This is a genomic window from Streptomyces sp. NPDC001204 (assembly GCF_053598035.1).
In genome coordinates, this window is sequence record NZ_JBSFJL010000018.1 from 91101 (window position 1) to 115031 (window position 23931).

19 protein-coding genes and 1 riboswitch are annotated in these 23931 nt (G+C 74.3%); of the genes, 4 read left to right on the top strand and 15 right to left on the bottom strand.

What is annotated here, in order from left to right; all coding sequences use genetic code 11:
• Window positions 1-17: 17 nt before the first annotated feature.
• From cobC to cobM, 6 genes are read right to left on the bottom strand one after another with little or no spacing between them, the layout of a single operon-like run.
• Window positions 18-1103 carry an Rv2231c family pyridoxal phosphate-dependent protein CobC gene (cobC, locus tag ACWC91_RS24020; RefSeq protein ID WP_450643621.1) on the bottom strand — a complete coding sequence of 362 codons (1086 nt, stop codon included), beginning with the start codon at window positions 1101-1103 and terminating at the stop codon, window positions 18-20.
• Window positions 1093-2010 carry a sirohydrochlorin chelatase gene (locus tag ACWC91_RS24025; RefSeq protein WP_450643622.1) on the bottom strand — a complete coding sequence of 306 codons (918 nt, stop codon included), beginning with the start codon at window positions 2008-2010 and terminating at the stop codon, window positions 1093-1095. The genes cobC and ACWC91_RS24025 overlap by 11 nt, the downstream gene beginning before the upstream one ends.
• A complete protein-coding gene (locus tag ACWC91_RS24030; RefSeq protein ID WP_450643623.1) occupies window positions 2007-2603 on the bottom strand; it encodes a precorrin-8X methylmutase in 597 nt (198 codons plus the stop codon). The genes ACWC91_RS24025 and ACWC91_RS24030 overlap by 4 nt, the downstream gene beginning before the upstream one ends.
• Entirely contained in the window at window positions 2600-4300 is a 1701-nt protein-coding gene (cobJ, locus tag ACWC91_RS24035) for a precorrin-3B C(17)-methyltransferase (protein WP_225074079.1), read from the bottom strand. The genes ACWC91_RS24030 and cobJ overlap by 4 nt, the downstream gene beginning before the upstream one ends.
• Window positions 4297-5541, bottom strand: a complete 1245-nt coding sequence (gene cbiE, locus ACWC91_RS24040; protein WP_450726032.1) for a precorrin-6y C5,15-methyltransferase (decarboxylating) subunit CbiE — start codon at window positions 5539-5541, stop codon at window positions 4297-4299. Before cbiE ends, cobJ begins: the two co-directional genes overlap by 4 nt.
• Window positions 5538-6356, bottom strand: coding sequence for a precorrin-4 C(11)-methyltransferase (gene cobM / locus ACWC91_RS24045; RefSeq protein WP_225074077.1), 819 nt, complete (start codon window positions 6354-6356; stop codon window positions 5538-5540). Before cobM ends, cbiE begins: the two co-directional genes overlap by 4 nt.
• Before the next feature lie 95 nt (window positions 6357-6451).
• On the opposite strand from cobM, the gene ACWC91_RS24050 reads away from it, so the two are divergent.
• Window positions 6452-7183 (top strand): ZIP family metal transporter, encoded by a 732-nt coding sequence (locus tag ACWC91_RS24050; RefSeq protein ID WP_225074076.1) that lies wholly within the window; start codon window positions 6452-6454, stop codon window positions 7181-7183.
• A gap of 26 nt (window positions 7184-7209) precedes the next feature.
• Here ACWC91_RS24050 and cobI read toward each other — a convergent pair whose 3' ends face one another.
• From cobI to ACWC91_RS24095, 9 genes are all read right to left on the bottom strand, one after another.
• Entirely contained in the window at window positions 7210-7959 is a 750-nt protein-coding gene (gene cobI / locus ACWC91_RS24055) for a precorrin-2 C(20)-methyltransferase (RefSeq protein WP_450644199.1), read from the bottom strand.
• Complete coding sequence (locus ACWC91_RS24060) at window positions 7956-9341, bottom strand: cobyrinate a,c-diamide synthase (protein WP_281154806.1); 1386 nt, start codon at window positions 9339-9341, stop codon at window positions 7956-7958. The genes cobI and ACWC91_RS24060 overlap by 4 nt, the downstream gene beginning before the upstream one ends.
• On the bottom strand, window positions 9335-9943 hold the full coding sequence (cobO, locus tag ACWC91_RS24065) for a cob(I)yrinic acid a,c-diamide adenosyltransferase (protein WP_225074073.1): 609 nt from the start codon (window positions 9941-9943) through the stop codon (window positions 9335-9337). Before cobO ends, ACWC91_RS24060 begins: the two co-directional genes overlap by 7 nt.
• A complete protein-coding gene (locus ACWC91_RS24070; protein ID WP_225074072.1) occupies window positions 9943-11949 on the bottom strand; it encodes a putative cobaltochelatase in 2007 nt (668 codons plus the stop codon). Before ACWC91_RS24070 ends, cobO begins: the two co-directional genes overlap by 1 nt.
• Window positions 11946-15599 (bottom strand): cobaltochelatase subunit CobN, encoded by a 3654-nt coding sequence (cobN, locus tag ACWC91_RS24075; protein WP_450644202.1) that lies wholly within the window; start codon window positions 15597-15599, stop codon window positions 11946-11948. The genes ACWC91_RS24070 and cobN overlap by 4 nt, the downstream gene beginning before the upstream one ends.
• On the bottom strand, window positions 15596-17128 hold the full coding sequence (locus tag ACWC91_RS24080; RefSeq protein ID WP_450644204.1) for a cobyric acid synthase: 1533 nt from the start codon (window positions 17126-17128) through the stop codon (window positions 15596-15598). Before ACWC91_RS24080 ends, cobN begins: the two co-directional genes overlap by 4 nt.
• Window positions 17125-18066, bottom strand: a complete 942-nt coding sequence (locus tag ACWC91_RS24085; protein ID WP_225074069.1) for a cobalamin biosynthesis protein — start codon at window positions 18064-18066, stop codon at window positions 17125-17127. Before ACWC91_RS24085 ends, ACWC91_RS24080 begins: the two co-directional genes overlap by 4 nt.
• A gap of 100 nt (window positions 18067-18166) precedes the next feature.
• Window positions 18167-18311, bottom strand: a riboswitch (cobalamin riboswitch).
• Window positions 18312-18538: 227 nt separating this feature from the next.
• Entirely contained in the window at window positions 18539-18763 is a 225-nt protein-coding gene (locus ACWC91_RS24090; protein ID WP_225074068.1) for a hypothetical protein, read from the bottom strand.
• A 33-nt stretch (window positions 18764-18796) separates the two neighbouring features.
• Entirely contained in the window at window positions 18797-20059 is a 1263-nt protein-coding gene (locus ACWC91_RS24095; RefSeq protein ID WP_225074067.1) for an inorganic phosphate transporter, read from the bottom strand.
• A 155-nt stretch (window positions 20060-20214) separates the two neighbouring features.
• On the opposite strand from ACWC91_RS24095, the gene ACWC91_RS24100 reads away from it, so the two are divergent.
• From ACWC91_RS24100 to ACWC91_RS24110, 3 genes are all read left to right on the top strand, one after another.
• Window positions 20215-20937 carry a class II aldolase/adducin family protein gene (locus tag ACWC91_RS24100; protein ID WP_376501733.1) on the top strand — a complete coding sequence of 241 codons (723 nt, stop codon included), beginning with the start codon at window positions 20215-20217 and terminating at the stop codon, window positions 20935-20937.
• 136 nt (window positions 20938-21073) lie between these two features.
• Window positions 21074-22201 (top strand): alpha/beta hydrolase, encoded by a 1128-nt coding sequence (locus ACWC91_RS24105; RefSeq protein WP_225074065.1) that lies wholly within the window; start codon window positions 21074-21076, stop codon window positions 22199-22201.
• 342 nt (window positions 22202-22543) lie between these two features.
• The gene (locus ACWC91_RS24110; RefSeq protein WP_225074064.1) at window positions 22544-23929 is read left to right on the top strand and encodes a hypothetical protein; all 1386 of its coding nucleotides are present in this window, start codon (window positions 22544-22546) and stop codon (window positions 23927-23929) included.
• The last annotated feature ends 2 nt before the right edge of the window (window positions 23930-23931 follow it).

The following is a 23931-nucleotide window of genomic DNA, read 5'->3' on the forward strand; positions in this document are numbered from 1 at the left end:
CTTCCCGGCGCGATGAGTCAGGGAACGGTGGGCGGCGACAGCGCCGAGCCCAGGGCGCGCACGAAGCCGTCCACCGTGCCCCGGTCCCGTACCGCCAGCCGCAGCCAGTCCGCGCCCAGCCCGGGGAACGTGTCCCCGCGCCGCACGGCGTATCCCAGGGCGCGCAATCGCCGCCGCACGTCCGCCGCCCCCGCCATGCGCACCAGCACGAAGGGGCCCTCGGCCGGCCGCACCACCCGCACCCCCACCCGCACCCCGTGCCCCGCGAAGGAGGCCAGGCCCGCCACCAGGTGGGCCCGGTCCGCGGCGATGCGGCGAGCCGCGTCCTCCGCCTCCGCCAGCGCCCGCGGCTCCACGCACGCGACCGCCGCCGCGAGCGCCGGAGTGGACACGGGCCACAGCGGCTGGGCCCGCTCCAGCTCGGCGATCACCTCGGGCGACGACAGCACATAGCCGATCCGCAGCCCCGCAAGGCCCCACGTCTTGGTCAGGCTGCGCAGCACCACCAGGCCGGGCACGTCCGTCCGCCCCGCCAGCGCCTCCCGCTCGCCCGGCACCGCGTCCATGAAGGCCTCGTCGACGACCAACACCCGCCCCGGACGGGCAAGTTCGGCGATCACCGAGGCCGGGTGCAGCACCGACGTCGGGTTCGTCGGGTTGCCGACCACCACCAGGTCCGCGTCCTCGGGGACGGCCGCCGGATCGAGCCGGAAGCCGTCCTCCGCCCGCAGCAGCACCCGGTCCACCGTGTGCCCCGCGTCCCGCAGCGCCGCCTCCGGCTCGGTGAACTGCGGGTGCACGACGACCGGCCGCCGCACCTTCAACGCCCGCGCCAGCAGCACGAACGCCTCCGCGGCGCCCGCCGTGAGCAGCACCCGCTCCACCGGCAGCCCGTGCCGCGCCGCCACCGCCGCCCGCGCGGCCCGCCCGTCCGGGTAGGCGGCGAGACCGGTCAAGGAGGCGGTGATCCGCTCCCGCAGCCACGCCGGCGGCGTGTCCGCCCGTACGTTCACGGCCAGATCGACCAGTGCCGCCCCGCCGTCGCGCACCTCGGCGTCCCCGTGGTGCCGCAGATCGTGCCCGGCCACGTCCTCAGTGCGCATGGGAGTGAGCGTGCCCTCCATGGTGGTGGTGCCCGTGCCCGTCGTCGTCCGGGTGGAAGTGCGGCTGCTGCGGCAGCCCCACCTTGTCCTCGAAGCCCGGCAGCGCGATCCGGTACACGCACGAGTCGCAGTTCATCCGCAGATCGCCCTTCACCGCCTCCTCGTACCGCTCCATCACGAGGTCCAGCAGCTCCGGCTCCGGCCCGATCACGTCCGCCGAGCGCACGTCGGTCTCCGGGTGCGCGGCGGCCCAGTCCGCCGTCTGCCGCCGTACCCGTTCCGGCAGGATGCCCGTGAACAGGAAGTACGGCAGCACCACGATCCGCCGCGCGCCCAGCTTCGCGCACCGGTCGAGCCCGCTCGGCACGTCCGGCGCCGCCAGCGACACGAACGCCGTCTCCACGCCCGCGTACCCGCGCCCCTCCCACAGCAGCCGCGCCGCCTTGTGCACCTCGGCGTTGGCGTCCGGGTCGGTCGAGCCGCGCCCCACCAGCAGCACCGTCACGTCCGACCGGTCCCCGGCCGCACCCTCCAGCGCCTCCTCCAGCCGCCGCTCCAGCACCCGCAGCAGCGCGGGGTGCGGGCCCAGCGGCCGGCCGTAGGTGTACGAGATCCCCGGATGCCGTTCCTTCTCGCGGGCCAGCGCCGCCGGGATGTCGCCCTTGGCGTGCCCGGCGGACACCAGCATCAGCGGTACGGCGGCGAACCGCCGCACGCCCCGCTCCACCAGTTCGGCGACGGCTTCGCCCAGCGGCGGCGGGGACAGCTCGATGAAGCCTCCCGCGACGGGCAGTTCGGGCCGACGGCGCCCCAACTCCCTCACGAAATCGCGGAACGCCTCGGCTCCGGCGTCGTCCCGGGTGCCGTGACCGGCGATGAGCAGGGCGGGCGGCGGCGGGGTGGTCACAGGGTCTCCTCAGGCGATTCAAGCGAAGTGGGGTGGTAAAGCAGGGCGTTGAGCGCGGCCGCGGCGACCGCCGAACCGCCCTTCTCGGACACGTTGCTCACGGCGGGCAGCCCGCTCTCGCGCAACGCGGCCTTGGACTCGGCCGCCCCGACGAAACCGACGGGCAGACCGATGACGAGCGCGGGGGAGGCGTTCAGCTTCAGCAGCTCCTCCAGGGCGGTCGGGGCGCAGCCGATCACCCACAGGGCGCCGGGGCCGACGTCCTCGTACGCGAGCCGGATCGCGTGCGCCGAGCGGGTCATCCCGGGACCGGACCTGGCGTCCCTCAGCCGGCAGACACTGTCACGCCGGGTGATCCCGGCGGCCACCATCTCCACGTCCGCGACCACCGGGGCCCCCGCGTGCAGCGCGGCGTGCGCCGTCACCAGCTCGTTCTCGTCCATGACGAGGTCGGAGGCGTACTCCAGGTCGGCGGAGGAGTGGACGACCCGCTCCACCACCGCCCGCGTCAGCGGCGCGAAGTGAGAGGTGTCCAGGCGGGCCCGCAGCCGCCGGAACGACTCCTGTTCGATCGGGTGGACGACGCGGTTCACTCGGACTCCTCCCGGGGTGCCTGCCAGCGGTAGCCGCGCGGCGTGACCATGCGCCCCGCGATCTCGCGGGTCGCGGTGTTGCCCACGGTCACGACCGTCATCATGTCGACCGTCTCCGGGGCGAGACCGGCCAGCGTGGTGACCCGGCTGGACTCACCGGGCCGTGAGGCGTTGCGTACGACACCGACCGGCGTCGTCGGCTCCCGGTGCCCGGCGAGGATCGCCAGCGCCTTCGGCAACTGCCAGTCCCGGCCCCGGGAGCGGGGGTTGTAGAACGTCACGACGAGATCCGCCTCGGCCGCCGCCCGCACCCGCCGCTCGATGACCTCCCAGGGGGTGTGCAGATCGGAGAGGCTGATCGAGACATGGTCATGGCCCAGGGGAGCACCGAGAAGGGCGCCCGCGGCGAGGGCGGCGGTGACCCCGGGGACCCCGACGACGTCGATGTCGCCGGACGCCTCGGCGAGCGCGGGGGAGGCCATGGCGTACACCCCGGCGTCCCCGCTGCCGATCAGCGCGACGGCGTGTCCGCGCCGGGCCTCGGCGACCGCCGTGCGCGCCCGTTCCTCCTCCGCGCCCAGCCCCGACTGGAGGATCCGCGTCCCGGGCCGCAGCAGGTCGCGGATCTGGTCGACGTACTGGTCGAGCCCCACGAGCACGGAAGCGCGCCGCAACTCCGCCTGCGCGCGCGGCGTGAGCAGGTCCCGCGCGCCCGGCCCCAGCCCGACGACCGCGAGCCGCCCGCGGCCCGGCCGCCGTACGACCGCGCAGGTGGCCATCGCGGGCGTCCCGTCGGGGCGCTCCGACTTCCGCTTGGGCACGAGGAGTTCACCTCCGCGCACGAGCGCGGCGGCCTCCGCGACCGACGGGGTGCCGACGGCGGCGAGCGGCGCCCGCGACGGGTTGGGCACGTCGACCGCCGCCAACTCATCGGCGGAGTACGTCACCAGGGGCACCCCGAGCCGCCGGGCCGCCTCGACGACGCCGGGTTCCTCCGCCTTGGCGTCGACCGTGGCCAGTTCGGCGAGCGACGCCGCGGACAGCCCGGCCTCCGCGAGCGCGCTCTCGACCAGGCCCGTCACCTCGTCGGCGGGTGCGCCCCGGGACGCGCCGACGCCCACCACCAGGGTCGGCGGCCGCAGGACCACCTCCCGCTCGGCGGGGACGGCGGCACGGTCGGTGACCCGGATCGTGTACACGCCCTCGGCGGCGACCGGCAGCGGCGGCAGCGGCCAGCGCACCTCCGCGTCCAGCACGACCGGCTCCGCGTCGAGCAGCGCCCGCGAGACCCCGGCGACGTCGCCCTCCACCGGAAGCCCGAGCGTGTCCAGGCCGGGCAGTCCCACGGCGTCCGTCGCGGTCGTCACGACCGGCTCCGCGCCCAGCACCTCGCCCACCGCGCGGGCCAGTTCGTTCGCCCCGCCCGCGTGCCCGCCCACCAGGGACACCGCGAACCGGCCGCCCTCGTCGACGCACACCACACCCGGATCGGAGGCCTTGTCGCCCAGCAGCGGCGCGATCAGCCGGACGACCGCCCCCGTCGCCAGGAAGCACACCAGCTGCCCGCACTCGGCGAAGGCGGCCCGCACGGCGTCCCCGACGGGCCCTTCGTACACCCGGGTGCGGTCCGGCCAGGCCGCGGCCAGCCGGTCCCGCGCAGCCGCGCCCGCCGCCGTGGCGGAAATGAGGCCGATCACTCAGCGACTCCTTCATGAAGCACCGGGGGCCGCGTGCCCCACAGCAGGAAAACAGGGTTGGTGGCCGCGAGCCGGGTCACGTCGCCCGGCAGCGGCGCCAGTCGCGAGGACTGGAGCAGCACGCCGTCGCAGGCGAACCCGGCGGCGAGCAGCGCCTCGCGCACGGACGGCACCCGGTCGAGCGCCGCCACGGCGACCACGACGGTCCGCCGGGCCCGCCGCGCGCACGCGGTCACGACGGCGGGCAGCTCACGCCCGCCGCCACCGACGAACACCGCGTCCGGATCGGCGAGTCGGGCCAGCGCCTCCGGCGCGACTCCGTGCACCACCGACACGTCCACGCCGTGCGCCGCCGCGTTGGCGCGGATCCGCTCCACGCCATCGGCCGTCTTCTCGACGGCGGTGACGGCGGCGCCCAGCCGGGCGCACTCGACGGCGACCGACCCGGAGCCCGCGCCCACGTCCCAGACCAGGTCGCCGAGGCGCGGCCCGAGCCGGGCCAGCGCCAGGGCGCGCACCTCGAACTTGGTGATCATCGAGTCGCGGTGGGCGAACTCGCTCTCCTCCAGGGCCCATCGGGACGGGCCGGCCGGTGGCCCCGCGACCGTGCGCAACGGCCCCGGTCTCCTCGTCCCGGCCAGGCACAGCACCACGTTGACCGCCGTGCCCCAGTCGCGGGCGGCGGCCTCGGCGGGGGTGAGCCGCTCCACGCGCTCGCCCGCCGGGTCGCCCAGCGCGGAGGCGACGACCAGCACCCGGTCGTCGCCGCAGGCGCCGGCCAGCGCGGCGCCCAGCTCGGCGGGCCCGGCCCCCGGCCCGGTCAGCACGGCGACCTTCGCCCGCGCCCGGCACACGTTCACGGCCGTACGCAGATCCCGCCCGTGCGCGCTGACCACCACCGCGTCGTCCCAGGGCAGCCCGATCCGCGCGAAGGCGGCGGCGACGGAGGAGACCCCGGGACGGACGTCCAGCAGCTCGGGCCCGAACCGCTCGGCGAGCGCCCGTACGATCCCGAAGAAACCGGGGTCCCCGGAGGCCAGCACGAGCACGGGCCGCTCCTTGCCGACGTACTCCGCGATGGTGTCGAGCGCGGGCGCCAGCCGACCCAGGACGACCCGCTCGGCGCCCTCCGGCAGCCGTACGGCGTCCAGATGCCGCCGCGCGCCCACGACGAGCCCGGCGCCGGGCGGCACCCGAGTGCCGTGCGACGCCCCGGTGCCCGTGCCGACGACCGTGATCACGTGCTCGCACCCCGCGCGCGCAGGGCCCTGCGGGCCTCGGGGTCGGCCTTGCGATGGCCGTGGAAGTGACCGGGGTGGTACAGGTGCGAGCGGGTGCCGTGCGCGTCGAGGGCCGGTCCGACCAGGAACAGCGTGTGCTTCCAGAGCTTGTGCTCCTTGACCGTCTCCTCCAGCGTGCCGACCGTGCACCTGACGATCAGCTCCTCCGGCCAGGTCGCCTGGTACGCCACCACGACCGGCGTGGACGTCGGGTAGCCGCCCTCCAGCAGCTCCCGCACCAGCTGGCCGCTGCGGGCCGCCGACAGGAACACCGCCATGGTGGTGCCGTGCCGGGCGAACTCGCGCACCTCCTCGCCGGGCGGCATCGGCGTCTTCCCGCCACCGAGCCGGGTCAGCACGACCGACTGCGCGACCTCCGGAATCGTCAGCTCGCGCCGGGCCAGCGCGGCCACGGCCGAGAAGGACGAGACACCGGGCACGACCTCCGTACCGATCCCGATGTCCGCGCACCGGTCGAGCTGCTCCTGCGTGCCGCCCCACAGCGCCGGGTCGCCGGAGTGGATACGGGCCACTCTCAGCCCCTCCGCGTGCGCCCGCTCGTACACGGCGACGACGTCCTCCAGGGACATGGCCGCCGAGTCCAGGATCTCCGCGTCCTCCCGCGCGTGCTGGAGCACCTCGGCCTGCACCAGGCTGGCCGCCCAGATCACCACGTCGGCCTCGGCGATCGCGCGGGCCGCGCGGAACGTCAGCAGGTCGGCGGCGCCGGGGCCGGCACCGACGAAGGTCACCTTGCCGGTCGGGGCATCGGCCATGGGTTCGGGTCCTCTCATGCGAAATGTTCTGGTATGCGGTGATGTGGCAGTGGCCGGATGTGCGCGATCGGGGCCTGATCGGATAGCAAGGGCACATGGCGGTCTTCGTCGCGCTCGGCGCGTTCCTGATGACGCTGGCCGGCGGCTGGACGGCACAGCGGGTGACCGACCGCCGCCACCTGGTCCTGGGACTGGCCGGCGGCCTGATGCTGGGCGTGGTCGGCCTGGACCTGCTGCCGGAGGCGCTGCACGCGGCCGGCCAGGAGGTGTTCGGCGTACCGGCGGCCCTGCTGCTGTTCGTGGCCGGGTTCCTGGTGGCCCACTTGGTGGAACGCCTGCTGGCCGCGCGGCAGGCCGCGCACGGCGGCGACGAGCGGCACAACCACCGCGCCCCCGAGGTGGGCCTGACGGCGGCGGCCGCCATGGTCGGTCACAGCGCCATGGACGGCGTGGCCATAGGGGCCGCCTTCCAGGTGAACGACGGCATGGGCGCCGCGGTCGCGGTCGCCGTCATCGCCCACGACTTCGCCGACGGCTTCAACACGTTCACCATCACCAGCCTGTACGGCAACGCGCGCCGCAAGGCCGTCGCCATGCTCGTCGCGGACGCCCTGGCCCCCATGGCGGGCGCCGCCGCGACCACGCTCGTCAGCATCCCGGAGTGGTTCCTCGGCGGCTATCTCGGCCTCTTCGGCGGGGCCCTGCTCTACCTCGCCGCGGCCGAGATCCTCCCCGAGGCCCACCACGAGCACCCGGCCCGCTCGACCCTGCTGTGCACGGTCGCGGGCGTGGCCTTCATCTGGGTGGTGGTCGGCCTGGCGGCATGACCGGTCCCCCCGCGCGCGGGTACGGCTCACAGCTTGCCGCCCCGCCCGCCCTCGCGCCGCGCGGGCGCGATGAGCGTCGAGAGGTACGGCAGCGGAGCCCCGTCCAGTCCCGACGCCGGCCGGATCGACTCCTCCGGCAGCCCCAGCGCCGACCCCCACACCGCGTCGTCGATCCGCCCGCTGTCCCGCAGCGCCTCGGCCACCTCCCGCGCCTGCCGTCCGAACTTGTACGCCACGACGGTCCCGGGCCCGTTCAGCGCCTCCTTGAGCACGGAGGCCCCCGCGGTGACCGGCACCAGTGTCAGCGGCTCGGTGCCCTCGGTCAGCACGGCTCCCGAACGCGCCGCCAGATCCTGCATAGCGGTGATCCCGGGCACGGTCTCCACCACGGTTCCCGGCACCAGGGCGGCGACGGTCTGCGCGAGATACGTGAAGGTCGAATAGACGTTGGGATCGCCGATGGTGGCGAAGGCGACCGTGCCGCGGGCCTGGAGCAGCCCGGCGACCCGCTCCCCGGCCGCGTCCCACGCGGCCTCCCGCCGCGCCCGGTCCGACCGCTCGTTCAGCGCGAACACCACCCGGACGACCTTCGCCGCGGGCACGTAGTGCAGCACCGTCGCCTCGGCACGCCCCCTCTCCCCGCCGTCCGTTCCGTCGGACGCGCCCATGACGGGCACCACGACGACGTCCGCGGCACGCAGGGCGTTGACGCCCTTGACGGTCACCAGCTCCGGATCGCCGGGCCCCACCCCGACTCCGATCAGCCTGCTGCTCATGACGTCCGGCACCTCTCGACGAACCGACGGGCGACACCGGGTGCGGCGGCCCAGTGCGTGTGCAGATAACTCGCGTGCACGTTCCGCTGTACGAAGCCTTCGACCCGCCGCTCGGGGACGCGCACACCCCAGGCGGGGGCCGCCGCCCCCGTCCCCGAGCCGGGCTCGACGACGGTCCGGTGGAACTCGTGCCCCCGCATCCGCTCCCCGGCCCCGGCGAGCACGCTGTCGCTCACGGCCACGGCGTCCCGGTAGCCGAGCGTGAGCCGCCCGGTCATCCGCGCCGAGGCGTCCAGCACCCCGCACATGGGCTGCCCGTCCAGCTCCCGGCACAGATACAGCAGCCCGGCACACTCGGCGGCGACGGGAGCACCGCCGAGCGCGAACTCGGCGACGGCCCCGCGCAACGGCTCGTTGGCGGACAGCTCCGCCGCGTACACCTCGGGAAACCCGCCCCCGACGACCAGCCCGCGGGTCCCCTCGGGCAGTCGCTCGTCCCGCAGCGGGTCGAACGGCACGACCTCGGCCCCGGCGGCACTCAGCAACTCGGCGTGCTCCGCGTAGGAGAAGGTGAAGGCGGATCCACCGGCGACGGCGACTCTCGGCCTCTTTGGGGAGGACTCCCCGCAGGAGGAGAGCAGGACCTCGGCCGCGTCCCAGGCCGCACACGACAACGGCCCCGCGCTGTGCGCCAGCGCGACCAGCGCCTCCAGATCGCACCCGCCGGAAACCTGCGCCGCCATCGCCGCCACCGCGTCCACGGCCGCCGCCCGCCGTTCGGCGACCGGCACCAGGCCGAGATGACGAGAGGGCGTGTCGACCTGCTCGACCCGCCGGAGGACTCCCAGCACGGGCACCCCGACCGAGTCCAGCGCCTCACGCAGCAGCGCCTCGTGCCGGTCGGAGGCCACCTTGTTGAGGATCACGCCCCCGATCCGCACCTCCGGGTCCCACGTCACGAACCCGTGCACCAGCGCCGCCACCGACCGGGACTGCGACGACGCGTCGACGACCAGTACCACCGGCGCCCGCAGCAGCTTCGCCACCTGCGCGGTGGACGCCAGTTCACCCTCTCCGGCGGCCCCGTCGTACAGCCCCATCACCCCCTCGACGACGGCGATGCCACACCCGCGGGCCCCGTGCAGGAACAGCGGTCCGATCAGCTCCGGCCCGCACAGGTACGCGTCCAGGTTCCGCCCCGCACGCCCGGTGGCGAGCGCGTGGTACCCGGGATCGATGTAGTCCGGGCCGACCTTGTGCGGCGACACCGAAAGGCCCCGCCGGGTCAGCGCGGCCATCAGCCCCGTGGCGACGGTGGTCTTGCCGCTGCCCGACGAGGGCGCGGCGACGACCAGCCGGGGCACGGACAGGGACGTCACCACTCGATGCCCCTCTGCCCCTTCTGCCCGGCGTCCATCGGATGCTTCACCTTGGACATGTCGGTGACGAGGTCGGCGAAGTCCACCAGCTCACCGGGCGCGTTCCGCCCGGTGATCACCACATGCTGGGTTCCGGGCCGGTTCCGCAGCACCTCCACGACCTCGTCGGTGCCGATCCAGCCCCAGTGCATCGGATACGCGAACTCGTCGAGCACGTACAGCCGGTACGTCTCGGCGGCCAGGTCGCGCTTGACCTGCTCCCAGCCCTCACGCGCCTTCTGCTCGTTGGTCGCGTTGTCACCCTGTGCGTCCCGCTGCACCCAGGACCAGCCCTCGCCCATCTTGTGCCAGTCGACGGTGCCGCCCTGCCCGGAGGCACCCAGCACCCGCAGCGCGTTCTCCTCGCCGACCTTCCACTTGGCCGACTTGACGAACTGGAACACCCCGATCGGCCAGCCCTGGTTCCAGGCGCGCAGCGCCAGCCCGAAGGCGGCGGTGGACTTGCCCTTGCCGACCCCGGTGTGCACGACGACCAGCGGGCGGTTGCGCCGCTGACGGGTCGTCAGTCCATCCTCCGGTACGACGCTCGGCTGCCCCTGAGGCATTACGCGGCCCTCCTCGAAGTCCCCTGCACGTCCCTGACAAGACCGGCGATGCTGTCCGCTCGCAGCTCGTCCAACGTCACGGCCGTACCGCCCAGTTCACCCGCGAGCTGCCCGGCGAGCCCCAGTCGCACCGGCCCCGACTCGCAGTCCACGACCACCGACGCGACCCCCTCGGCCGCGAACAGCCGCGCCGCGCGCCCGGCCAGGGCCACCGGCTCCGGACCACCGGTGGCCCGCCCGTCGGTCACCACCACGACCAGCGCCCGCCGCGCGGGATCACGCAGCCGCTCGACCCGCAGCACTTCATGTGCCTTGAGCAGCCCGGCGGCGAGCGGAGTCCGCCCACCGGTCGGCAGCGACTCCAGGCGGGCCGCGGCGGCGTCGACGGACGAGGTCGGCGGCAGCGCGACCTGCGCGTCCCTGCCGCGGAAGGTCACCAGCCCCACCTTGTCCCGCCGCTGGTAGGCGTCGAGCAGCAGGGACAGCACGGCCCCCTTCACGGCGCTCATCCGCTGCCGCGCGGCCATCGAGCCGGAGGCGTCGACGACGAAGAGCACGAGGTTCCCCTCACGCCCCTCACGGGCCGCCTGCCGCAGATCGTCCCGGCGGACCACCAGTCCCGGCCCGGACCGTCCACGCGCCCGCTGGTGCGGGGCGGCGGCCTGCACGGTGGCCGCCAAGTGCAGCTTGGTCAGGGCGCCTCGGGGCCGCCGCGCCCCGATCGTGCGCCCGTGTTCGGTCCGCGCCCGCGAGCGCCGCCCGGCGGCGCCCTCGCCGAGGCCGGGCACGCTCAGCACCTTGGTACGGAACGGCTCGGAGGCGCGTACGGCGGACTGCTCACCGGCGCCGGCACCGGAAGGCTGCGGCTCGCCGCCTTCTCCGGACTCCGCCTGTGCCGCTGTGTCACCGCCCTGCGGGCCGCCGTCGTCGGGGGCGGGCTGCCCGCCGCCACCGCCGGGCCCATCGGGACCGGGGTCGGGATCGTCGTCCTCCGGGCCTCCGAACTCCTGAAGGGTCTCGTCGAGCTTGTCCTCGTCGAGTCCCGGAGCGTCGAAGGGGTTGCGCCGCCGCCGGTGGGGGAGGGCCAGCAGCGCGGCCTGCCGTACGTCCTCGGCGAGCACGTCGGTCCGCCCGGCCCACGCGGCCAGCGCGGTGGCGGTGCGGGCCATCACGATGTCGGCGCGCATCCCGTCCACCTCGAAGGCGGCACAGGTCGCCGCGATCTGCCGCAGTGCCCCGTCCCCGAGCCGCACCGACGGCAGCAGCTCACGCGCGGCCACGATCCGCTGCCGTACGGCGGCCTCCTCCGCCGCCCACCGGGCGGCGAAGGCGGCCGGATCGTCGTCGTGGGCGAGACGCCTGCGCACGACCTCCACCCGCTGGTCGGGCTCCCGCGAGGCCGCCACCTCGACGGTGAGCCCGAACCGGTCGAGGAGCTGCGGCCGCAGCTCGCCCTCCTCCGGGTTCATGGTCCCGACGAGCAGGAAGCGCGCCGCATGCCGAACGGAGACGCCCTCGCGCTCGACGTAGGAGGCGCCCATGGCGGCGGCGTCCAGCAGCAGGTCCACGAGGTGGTCGTGCAGAAGGTTGACCTCGTCGACGTAGAGGATCCCGCGGTGCGCGTCGGCGAGCAGGCCGGGCTCGAAGGCCTTCACGCCCTCGGCGAGCGCCCGCTCGATGTCGAGCGCCCCCACGAGCCGGTCCTCGGAGGCGCCGACGGGGAGTTCGATCATCCGCGCCGGCCGCGCCGTACCGGATCCCGGCTCGTGGGGGCCGTCCGGGCAGGCGGGATCGGGCGACCCGGGGTCGCAGGAGAAACGGCACCCGGGGACGACGTCCACCTGGGGCAGCAGCGCCGAAAGAGCGCGCACAGCGGTGCTCTTGGCGGTGCCCTTCTCGCCGCGCACGAGAACACCGCCGACGGCCGGGCTCACCGCGTTCAACAGCAGCGCCAAGCGCAGGTCGTCCTGTCCGACGACAGCCGTGAACGGAAACGGGGTGGTCACTTGTCCTCGCCCTCCAAGTCGCCCTCCAGCTCCAGATAGGTGGCCCGCAGCCGCTCCAGCGTGTCCGCGTCCGGCTCCGCCCACAGCCCCCGGTCGGCCGCCTCCAGCAGCCGCTCGGTGATGCCGCGCAGCGCCCACGGGTTGGACTTCTTCATGAAGTCCCGGTTCTCGGCGTCGAAGACGTACTCGGCGCTGAGCTTCTCGTACATCCAGTCGTCGACCACGCCCGCCGTGGCGTCGTACCCGAACAGGTAGTCCACGGTCGCCGCCATCTCGAAGGCACCCTTGTAGCCGTGCCTCCGCATCGCGCTCATCCAGCGCGGGTTGACCACCCGCGCGCGGAAGACCCGGTGCGTCTCCTCGCCCAGCGTGCGGGTCTTCACCTGGTCCGGTACGGCGGAGTCCCCGACGTACGCCTCGGGCGAGGCCCCCGTCAGATGCCGCACCATGGCGACCATGCCGCCGTGGTACTGGAAGTAGTCGTCGGCGTCGACCAGGTCGTGCTCTCTGGTGTCGACGTTCTTCGCCGCCACCGCGATCCGCCGGAACGCCGTCTCCATGTCCCCGCGCGCCGCTCGCCCGTCGAGCCCGCGTCCGTAGGCGTAGCCGCCCCACACCGCGTACACCTCGGCGAGGTCCGCGTCCGAGCGCCAGTTGCGCGCGTCGATCAGCGGCAGCAGACCCGCGCCGTACGCGCCCGGCTTGGAGCCGAAGACACGGGCCGTGGCGCGGCGCCGGTCGCCGTGCACGGCGGTGTCCTCGTCGGCGTGGGCCTTCACGAAGTTCCGCTCGGCGGGCTCGTCCAGCTCCGCCACCGCCCGTACCGCGTCGTCGATCAGCCGGACGACGTGCGGGAACGCGTCCCGGAAGAAGCCCGAGATGCGGACCGTCACGTCGATGCGCGGCCGGCCCAGCTCCGCCAGGGGGACCACCTCGAAGCCGGTCACCCGGCGGGAGGCGTCGTCCCACACCGGGCGGCAGCCCAGCAGCGCCAGGATCTCGGCGATGTCGTCGCCCTGGGTGCGCATCGCGGACGTGCCCCAGACCGTCAGGCCGACCGACTTCGGGTACGCGCCCGTGTCCTGGAGATAGCGGGCCACCAGCGAGTCCGCGAGGGACTGGCCGACCTCCCAACTCAGCCGCGACGGGATCGCCTTGGGGTCGACCGAGTAGAAGTTGCGCCCGGTCGGCAGCACGTTGACCAGGCCCCGGGTCGGCGAGCCGGACGGGCCCGCGGGGACGTAACCGCCGTTCAGCGCCAGCAGGATGTGCCCGATCTCGTCCGTCGTACGGGCGAGCCGCGGCACGACCTCGGTGCAGGCGAACTCCAGCACGGCCGTCGCGTCCGGGAGTTCGCTGCCCAGTACCTCCCGGACGAGCGCCGGACCCGCGTCGGCCGCCCAGCCGCGCGCCTCCATGCCCTCGGCGATCCGCCGGCACAGCTGCTCCAGCAGGTCGATGGCGTCCGCCGCCGTGCGCGAGGGCCCCTCGACCAGGTCCGTCAGCTCCACCGGCACCTTCACCGGAGCGCCCGGCTCGGCCAGCAACTCCTTCTCCACCAGACCGAAGTGCTCCGCGAGACAGGCCCGCAGCCCCGGCAGCGCGTTCGCCTGCCCGCCCCACACCTGCGAGGCGCGCAGCACGGCCAGCACCAGGTTCACGCGCGGCTCGCCGACCGGGCCGCCGCCGAGGATGTGCAGACCGTCCCTGATCTGCACATCCTTGATCTCGCACAGATAGCCGTCGATGTGCATGACGAACTCGTCGAACGCGTCGTCGTCCGGCTGCTCGTCCACCCGCAGGTCGTGGTGCAGCTCGGCGGCCTTGACCAGGGTCCAGATCTGGGCCCGTACGGCGGGTGCCTTCGCCGGGTCCAGGTCGGAGACGAGCGCGTACTCGTCGAGCAACTGCTCCAGTTTGGCCAGGTCGCCGTACGTGTCCGCGCGCGCCATCGGCGGGACGAGGTGGTCGACGACCGTGGCGTGCCCGCGCCGCTTGGCCTGGGTGCCCTCACCGGGGTCGTTGACGATGAAGGGGTAGATCAGCGGAAGATCGCCGAGGACCGCGTCCGGGGCGCACCCCCCGCTCAGCCCAAGGCCCTTGCCCGGCAGCCACTCCATCGTGCCGTGCTTGCCCATGTGCACGATCGCGTCGGCGCCGAACGAGTGTTCCAGCCACCGGTAGGCCGCCATGTAGTGGTGGGACGGCGGCATGTCGGGGTCGTGGTAGATCGCGATCGGGTTCTCCCCGAAGCCGCGCGGCGGCTGGATCATCACCACGACGTTCCCGAACCGGAGGGAGGCGAGGACGATGTCGTCGCCGTCGACATACAGGCTGCCCGGCGGTTCGCCCCAGGCTTCCAGCATGGCGTTCCGCAGCTCGGGGTCCAGGGTGCCGAACCACGCCCGGTAGTCCGCGAGCGGCACCCGTGCGGGCGCCGCGGCCAGCTGGTCCTCGGTCAGCCACTCCACGTCATGGCCACCGGCCTCGATGAGCCGGTGGATCAACTCGTCGCCGCCCGCGGGGTATTCCGTGAGGGAGTACCCGGCGTCCCGGAGCGCGTCGAGCACCCGCACCGCCGAGGCGGGAGTGTCAAGACCGACGGCGTTGCCGACCCGGGAGTGCTTGGTCGGATAGGCGGTGAAGACCAGTCCGAGCTTCTTCTCGGCGTTCGGCTTGTGCCTGAGCCGCGCGTGCCGTACGGCGATCCCGGCGACCCGGGCGGCCCGCTCGGGGTCGGCCGCGTACACCGGCACGTCGTCCGGGCCCTGCTCCTTGAAGGAGAACGGGACGGTGATCAGCCGCCCGTCGAACTCCGGGATCGCGACCTGCATGGCCGCGTCCATGGGGGACAGCGCGGCGTCGGACTCGTCCCAGGCGGTGCGCGAGGAGGTCAGGCAGAGCCCTTGCAGCACAGGGATGTTCAGGTCCGCGAGCGCCCCGATGTCCCACGCCTCTTCGTCCCCGCCCGCCGAGGCCTGCGAGGCGTGCGTGCCGCCGGCCGCGAGGACGGTGGCGACCAGGGCGTCGGCGCGCCCGAGGATCTCGTACAGCCCGGCGTCCGCGCCGCGCAGCGAACCGCAGTAGACGGGAAGGGCGTTGGCCCCGTGCGCCTCGATCGCGTCGCACAGCGTGTCGACGAACGCGCTGTTGCCGCTCAGTTCGTGGGCACGGTAGAAGAGCACGCCGACGGTCGGGCGGCCCTCGCGGGTCGCACGGGAACCGTGGACGCCGTACTCCGGCATCCGCCGCGGCTCCTCGAAGCCCTCGCCGGTCAGCAGCACCGTGTCGGAGAGGAACCGGGCGAGTTCCGCCAGGTTCTCCGGGCCGCCCTCGACGAGGTACTTCAGCGCCTCCGCCACGACTCCGGCCGGCACCGACGACTCGGCCATCAACTCGGCGTCCGGTACGGCCTCTCCGCCCAGCAGCACCGTCGGGACGCCGGAGGCCTTCAGCGCGGCGAGCCCGTCCTCCCAGGCGCGCTTGCCGCCGAGCAGCCGTACGACGGCGATGTCCGCGCCGTCCAGCAGCCCCGGAAGCTCCTCGTCGACGTCCACGCGGGTCGGGTTGCCGATCCGGTAGGAGGCGGCCGAGGCTCGGGCGGCGAGCAGATCGGTGTCGGCGGTCGACAACAACAACACTGTGCTCATGCGGGCGCTCCCGGTGGAATGAAAGGCAGTCCTTGCGGCGCGCCCGACTCGATGAGCCGCCAGAGCGCGTCCGTGTCCGCGTGCTGTTCGATCAGGTCGCCGAGCCGGTCGAGCTGCTCCTCGCGCAGCGCGGCGAACGAGGTGTCGGGCGCCGGCTCGAAACGGCGGCCGGCGGCGGCCGCCACCTCGCGCAGGAACGCGCGCCGGAAGCCGTCCGACTCCAGTGAGCCGTGCCAGTGCGTGCCCCAGACGGCCCCGACCCGGCAGCCGTCCAGGCTGTGTCCACCGTCATCGGAGATGAACCCTTCCCCGCCGGTGACTTCGGCGACCCCGTGATGGATCTCGTATCCCTCGACCCGCTCGCCGAGGGCTTCGCCCCGCGGCCGGGCGAGGGTCTTCTCGCGGGCGAACCTGACCCGTACGGGCAGCAGGCCGAGCCCGTCGACGTGTCCGCGCCGGCTCTCCACGTCGTCCTCGATGTGCTCGCCGAGGAGCTGGAAGCCGCCGCAGATGCCCAGCACCGGCCGCCCCTGGGCGGCCCTGCTCGCCAGGGCCCGCGCGAGCCCCCGCTCCCGCAGCCACTCCAGTGCCCTGACCGTGCCGCGTGTACCGGGCACGACGACGAGGTCGGCGTCGGTGAGTTCCTCGGGCCGGTCCACGAACCGCACGACGACGCCCGGTTCGGCGGCGAGCGCGTCCACGTCGGTGAAGTTGGACATCAGCGGCACGGCGCAGACGGCGACCCGCAGCACGTCCTCGCCGACCGGCGGCGCCACGGTGGACTCCCGCACCGCGCCCCGCAGCGACACCCTCAGTCCGTCCTCCTCGTCGATGCCGAGCCCGTGCCGGAACGGCAGCACGCCGTACGTACTCCGGCCGGTGAGCCCATGCAGCATGTCGAGCCCGGGTTCGAGCAGCGAGACGTCCCCGCGGAACTTGTTGACGAGGAACCCGGCGACGAGTTCCTGGTCCTCCCGCGACAGCAGCGCGAGCGTGCCGAAGAAGGAGGCGAAGACGCCGCCGCGGTCGATGTCGCCGACGACGAGCACGGGCAGCCGCGCGCCGCGCGCGATCCCCATGTTGACGATGTCGGTCCGGCGCAGGTTGATCTCCGCCGGGCTGCCCGCCCCCTCGCAGATCACCGCGTCGTACGTGCTGCGCAACTCGGCGAGGCAGTCCAGCACGGTGCCGAGGAGCTTCTGCTGCCGCCCGCCGTGGTAGCCGCGCGCGCTCAACTCGCCCACCGGCCTGCCCAGCAGCACGACCTGGCTGCTCTGCTCGCCGCCCGGCTTGAGCAGCACCGGGTTCATCAGCGCGGTCGGCTCGATGCGGCACGCCTGGGCCTGCATGGCCTGCGCCCGCCCGATCTCGGCACCCTCCCGGGTGACGAACGAGTTGAGGGACATGTTCTGCGCCTTGAAGGGGGCGACCTTCACGCCCTGGCGCACCAGCCACCGGCAGATCCCGGCGGTGACGACGCTCTTCCCGGCGTCGGAGGTGGTGCCGGCGACGAGCAGACCGCCACTCATGACGTCCGTCCTCTCTTCAGCAGCCGTACGCCCGCGCACACGCCGAGCGCGAGCCAGCCCACGCGGCGGGAGAGCCGCACCGCGCGCTCGATGTCACCCGGCCGGACGGCTCGTCCGTTGCCGTTGAGCTCCGGGCGGTGCTCCACGCGCCCGGCGTACGAGAGCGTGCCGCCCAGCCGCACCCCGAGCGCCCCCGCGAACGCGGCTTCCACCGGACCGGCGTTGGGGCTCGGGTGCCGGCCGGCGTCGGCGCGCCAGGCCCGTACGGCACCGCGCGGGTCGTCGCCCGCGACGGCCGCCAGGGCGGCGGTGAGCCGCGCCCCCGGCCATCCGGCGAGGTCGTCGAGCCGGGCCGAGGCCCAGCCGTAGCGGCGGTACCGGGGGGACTTGTGCCCGACCATGGCGTCCAGGGTGTTGACCGCGCGGAAGCCGAGGAGGCCCGGCACACCGGCGGCGGCGCCCCACACCAGCGCGCCCACCACCGCGTCGGAGGTGTTCTCGGCGACGGACTCGACGACGGCCCGGGCGATCCCGTCGGCGTCCAGCGCCTGCGGATCGCGCCCGCACAGATGCGGCAGCCGCGCCCGGGCGCCCTCGACGTCCCCGGCGTCCAGCGCGCGCCCGATCTCCCGTGCCTCACGGGCGAGGGAGGTGCCGCCGACGACGGCCCAGGTGGCGGCGGCGGTCAGCGCGACGGACGCGGTACGCGAGGAACGCGCGGCGGACGCGGCCAGCGCGGCCGATCCCAGGACACCGCCCACGCACACGGCGGTGTGCAGGGCGCCCCAGCCGCGGTGGTCCCGCCACAGCGCGCGTTCCACGGCACCCGCGGCCCGTCCGAACACGGCGACGGGGTGCCCGCGGCGTGGATCGCCGAGGAGCAGGTCACCGAGGAGGCCGGCGGCGGCGCCGTACGCGAAGTCGCGATCGGCACCCATCGGGTCAGCCGGTCGTGCGGTCGGTCGGACAGACGGTGGTGAACCTCGGTCGGCAGCCGCGCATGGCGATATGTGTCCTCACTCAGGGTGTCCACGCCCTGGTTCGACGAGACCGGCGGCGAGAGTTCCTGGCTCCCGGGGAAGTTCTTCCCCGGTCACAGTGGCGGGACCGCGCCGGATTCGCACCGGACTTCCTCTCCTGCCGCCGTACTTGGCTCCGGCAGTCCACCACGCACCGCGAACACCCGTCAACCTGGCGTTGACCTGCGCAGGGGTACTGAGATGAGGCCCACACCTCGGGCGCCGGGAACCAGAAGACCCGCCCTTCCCGGGCCCGTCGTGGGGACGGTCCGGGAAGGGCGGGTGAGGTGGGGGGCGGGACCCGGTTGTCCGGGTCCCGCGCCGGGCTGTGCCGTGGCTGGTGCCGTGCCGGACGCCGCGAGCCGGTGAACCTTTCCGGTCACAGCACCAGCTAGGCCACGATCAGGTAGATCCCGTAGGCCACGGCGGCGGCGCACGCGGCGAAGCAGGCGTAGGCGCCGGTGACCGCGAGGCCCCCGCCGCCGTGGCCCTCGGCGACGGCCCGCTCGCGGCGGGAGAGACCGGCGATGCCGAGGGTGAACAGGGCCACGAGGCCCACCGCGACGCCGAGGCTGACGCCGAAGACGGAGCCGAGGGCCACCCAGTCGATCTGCATGGTGTTTCTCTTCCTTCTGCCTGTGGCGCGGGCTCAGACGGCGGCGGCCGGCGGGGTCGCCACGGACGCGGGATCACCGGCGGGCGCGGAGGCCTGGGCGGGGATCGTGGCCGTGAGCTCCTCGGTCACCGGGGAGGCCGGGGGCGGGGTGACGGCGGCGATGGCCTGGGTGACCACGCCGGCCGGCTCCCCGGTCTCGTTGACGTTGGTGTGGTCGACGACCTCGCGGCGGGAGATCTTCCAGATCACGGCGCTGGAGGCCACCAGGAACGCGGCGACGAGCCAGGTGCCCCAGTCGCCGAGGCGCGTCACCGCCTCCGCGCCGGCCGCGACCAGGGCCGCGGCGGGCAGCGTGAGGGCCCAGGCGACGGCCATGCGGGTCGCGGTGGACCAGCGGACCACGCCGCCCTTGCGGCCCAGGCCCGCGCCCATCACCGAACCGGAGACGACGTGCGTGGTGGAGAGGGAGAAGCCGAGGTGGGAGGAGGCCAGGATGGCGGTGGCCGCGCTGGTCTGGGCGGCGAAGCCCTGCTGCGGCTGGAGGTCGGTCAGGCCCTTGCCCATGGTGCGGATGATGCGCCAGCCGCCGATGTAGGTGCCGAGCGCGATGGCCAGGCCCGCCGAGAGGATGACCCAGGTGGGAGGGTTGGAACCGGGGGCGAGGGCGCCGCCGGCGATCAGGGCGAGGGTGATGACGCCCATCGTCTTCTGCGCGTCGTTGGTGCCGTGGGCCAGCGAGACCAGGCCCGCGGAGGCGATCTGCCCGGCGCGGTGGCCCTTCTCGGCCGCCTTGCCGTGCGAATTCGACCTGCTGCCGATGCCGTACGACAGCCGGGTCGAGACCAGCGCGGCGAGACCCGCGACGACCGGGGCGGCGACCGCCGGGATGAGGACCTTGGTGAGCAGGACACCGCCGTGCACGGCGCTGAAGCCGGCCGAGGCGATGGTGGCGCCGATCAGACCGCCCATGAGGGCGTGCGAGGAGCTGGAGGGGAGTCCGACCAGCCAGGTCAGCAGGTTCCAGAGGATCGCGCCCACCAGGGCGGCGAAGATGACTTCGGGACGGATGCCGTTCTCGTCGACGAGACCCTTGGAGATCGTGTTGGCGACCTCCACGGACAGGAAGGCGCCCACCAGGTTCAGCACGGCGGACATGGCCACCGCGACCTTGGGCTTGAGTGCACCGGTGGAGATGGTTGTGGCCATCGCGTTTGCGGTGTCGTGGAAACCGTTCGTGAAATCGAACGCGAGTGCGGTGATCACCACCATCGCGAGGATCAGCGAGAAGCTTTCCATTTACCCAGGCAATCGTTCGAGCGTCATTGGCGCGTTGAACGTAGGTAACCCGGGTGAACGGAAGATGAACTGAGTCGGTCATCGTGGTGTCCGTTCCCGTGGTCCGGTGGGGAGAGAGCGGTCGCTCGCGGGAGGTGTCCTGGCAGGATCGGCACATGACCGAACTCGGAGAGACGGCCCGCGCCTGGCGGGCACTGGTCGCGACGGCCCGCCGCACGGTGTCCGACGGGCTGGTCGTCGGCACCTCCGGCAACGTGTCCGTACGCGTGGGCGACACCGTGCTGGTCACCCCCTCGGGCGTCCCCTACGACCGGCTCACGGACGACGACGTCACCGGTGTCGGCCTGGACGGCCGGCAGGTGCTCGGCACACTGGTGCCGACCAGCGAACTGCCCATGCACCTCGCGGTCTACCGCGGCACCGACGCGGGCGCAGTCGTCCACACCCACGCCGTGCACGCGACGGCCGTCTCGACCCTCGTCACCGAGCTCCCGCTGATCCACTACATGGCCGGCGCGCTCGGCGGGCCCGTCCGCGTGGCCCCCTACGCCACGTACGGCACCGAGGAACTGGCCGGGAACATGCTGCGCGCCCTCGACGGCCGCACCGGCTGCCTGCTGCGCAACCACGGCACCGTCACCTACGGCACCACCCTCGACCAGGCCTACGACCGTACGGCCCAGCTGGAGTGGATGTGCCGTGTGTGGCTGGCGGCGTCCAGCGTCCCCGGCCTGACACCGGCTCTGCTGACGCCGGAGCAACTGGCCCGGGCGGGGGAGCGGCTGCGGGCGTACGGACAGCAGGGGCAGGGGCAGGGGCAGGGGTCGGGACAGGGGCGGGAGCCGGGGCAGGGAGTCGGGGACGGCGCGGGACGGTAGCCCCGTGTGCGCGCCGCCGGCCCCGTGTGCGGGCGGCGCGGGAATGAACGCCGCTCTCCATGGAACTCGCGCGGACATGTCACCCCGACCCTTCGTCCCACTGGCCGGTGACCGGGTGCGCCAGGACACTGGAGCCGTGCCCACAGTCAAAGCGACGGCCGTGGCCGTCACCGCAGCCCTGGCGGCCGGCGCGGCGAGCGTCGCCGCCGGCCGGCTCGCCAGCGACGCCGCGCTCAAGGCACTTCCGGGCCGGCCCCTGCCCACCGAACCCCGGCTCAGCGTGCACGGCACGGCCGCAGGCCAGATCAGCCTCACCCGGGACCTGGCCTCCCTGCGCCCGGGCACCTACGGCCTGGCCGGCAACGGCTCCCACGCGGTGGTCGGCCCCGTCCTGCCCACCGCCCCGCACCGGCCCGACACCGTCGTACGCCGGCTGGAGCGCGTCACCCACGGCGCCCTGAACCGCGGCGACAAGGTGTGGCTCACCCCGAACCTGCACGTCGGCAACCCGCGCTCCGCCCTCGGCATCGAGCACGCCGACATCGACATACCGGGCGAACTGGGCCCCCTGCCCGCGTGGTTCGTGCCCGGGGTGCGCGAGGCCTGGGTGATCGCGGTGCACGGCCTGGGCGCCACCCGCGAACTCCCCATGAACATCATGGGGTTCCTGCATCGCCGGCACTTCCCGGTGCTGGCCCTCGCCTACCGCGGCGACCTCGGCGCGCCCCGTCCGCCGGACGGCCTGAACCACCTCGGCGAGACCGAATGGCGGGACCTGGACGCGGCGATCCGCTACGCCGTGCGGTACGGCGCCGAGCGGATCGTTCTGCACGGCTGGTCCACCGGCGCCACGATGGCGCTGCGCGCCGCCACCCGCTCGGCGGTGCGCGAGCGGATCTCCGGACTGGTGCTGGACTCCCCGGTGCTCAACTGGGAGGTGACGCTGCGGGCCCTGGCCCGGGCGCGGCACACCCCGGGCCCGCTGCTGCCGCTCGCGGTGCGCGCCGCGCAGGGGCGCACCGGTCTGTACGGCGACCGCCTGGCCCACACGACGGACCCGGAGGGACTCACGGTACCGACGCTGATCTTCCACGGCCCGGGCGACCAGGTGGCCCCCTGGCAGCTCTCCCGCCGCCTCGCCGAACGCCGTCCCAACCTGGTCGCGCTGAACACGGTGCCGAACGCTCCGCACGGCGCGATGTGGAACGCCGACCCCGAGGGGTACGAGGAAGCCCTGCGGCGCTTCCTGACGCCGCTGATGTGAGGCGGGGCCCGGTTCCGTTTCGCCCCGTGTCACCTGCCTCGCGGCCGGCGTGCGGGCGGAGCTCCGGACCCCTTTCGGAACCGGCCGAAATGGTGCCCTGCCGGAGCCCTCTTTACCCTCCCTTGGCCTTCTCCATCGCCTGCCGTGGCATTCCGTTTGGGTTTTCGGACCGTCAACCGGAAGACTGCACCCGTGACGTCCCGTATCCCGCGCGACTCCAGGCTTCGCATCGTCCGCCCACGACCCCTGGCCGCCGCCCCCACAGCCGTGAACCAGCGGCACACGCGCCGCCCCGCCCCGCGCCCCCCGGAGGGCACTCCGGCACCCGCGGAGCTGGCCAGAATGGCGCGCTCCCGTCTGGCCGGGGCGGCCCGCCTCGCCCGCTGGGCGGACGCCGCTCTCGGGCCCGGCCGCGGGGGGCCGACCACCGACGACAAGGCCACCCTCTCCGACGCGACCGCCGAACGGGCGGCCGCCGATCTGGGCCTGACCGCCGCTCAGGTCCGTGCCGACTGGGACACCGCCCGGCTCGCCGGCCTCATCGAGGTGCACGGCGACAACGCCCGGCCCGGCTGGCGGCTGCGCGCCTGGAACCGCGACGACAGCGCCGTCCTGCGCGGCTGGGTGGCTCTCTTCGACGCCTGGTCGCTCGCCTGCCCGGAACCCGAGGGCCACGAGGCGGCCGCCGTCGCCGAGGTCGTCTCGGCCATGCCGCAGGTCCTGTCCTTCCTCCAGCTCTCCGCCGGCCCCGTCCCCGTCGAGCAGCTCCTCGACCTCCTCCGCCAGCGCGTCACGGAACTGCGCACCGACCGCTGCGAGGTCCCCTACGACCCCGCCGCCGGTCCGGCGGCCCCGGGCGAGGACGGCACCACGACCGCCGCCGTCCTCGGCCGGGAGACCGCACTCCGGCCGGCCCCTGCCGCCCGGCCCACCGCGGTCTCCGACCCCGGCAGCGCGGCGGTCACGGCGCCGGAAGGCCCACTGGCCGATGCCCTCGGTGAGCGCACCTCGCTCGCGCCGCTCCTCGGCTGGGCCCTCCGGGCACTCGCCGCGGTGGGGGCGCTGACCGACGGGGACGGGCAGGCCACGCTCACCCCGCTCGGGAACTGGGCGGTGTGGGTGAAGCTGGAGCAGATCTGCGTGGCCGCGCAGAGCCCCGCCGGGAACATCGAGCAGTCGGCCGAGGACATGCTCCGCGGCTGCGCGCAACTGCGGCCCAACGCGGCCCGCGCCGAGTACCGCGCCTGGCTCGCCGCCCGCCCCGTCGGCAGCGCCGTCACCGAGCTGCTCGGCGCCGCCCGCGGGGAGGACGCCCTGCTGCGCGGGCTCGCCTTCGAGGCGCTGCGGGTCGTCGGCGCGCCCGCCGAGCCCGACGTGCACGCCGTGCTCGACGAGCCGGCGCTCAGGCCGTACGCCCTGCTCTGGCTCGCCGAGCACGACGGCGTCGACGCGGAGGACGCCCACGAGGTGCTCACCCGCGATGAGGCCACATGGCTGTGGGTCGACACCGCCGCCGCCGTCACCGACCACGGCGAGGCCTCGATGCTCGTACGGCATCTGGAGGCCGCGGTGCAGCCCACCGTCCCGATGCTGCTCGACGAGGTGCGCACCGTCGGCCACCCCCGCACCGTGCAGGTGCTGGTCGCGCTCGCCGCCGCGCACCCCGACCCGGCGCTGGCCAAGGCCGTCCGCCGGGCGGCCTTCCAGGTCCACACCGGAGGCAGCTGACC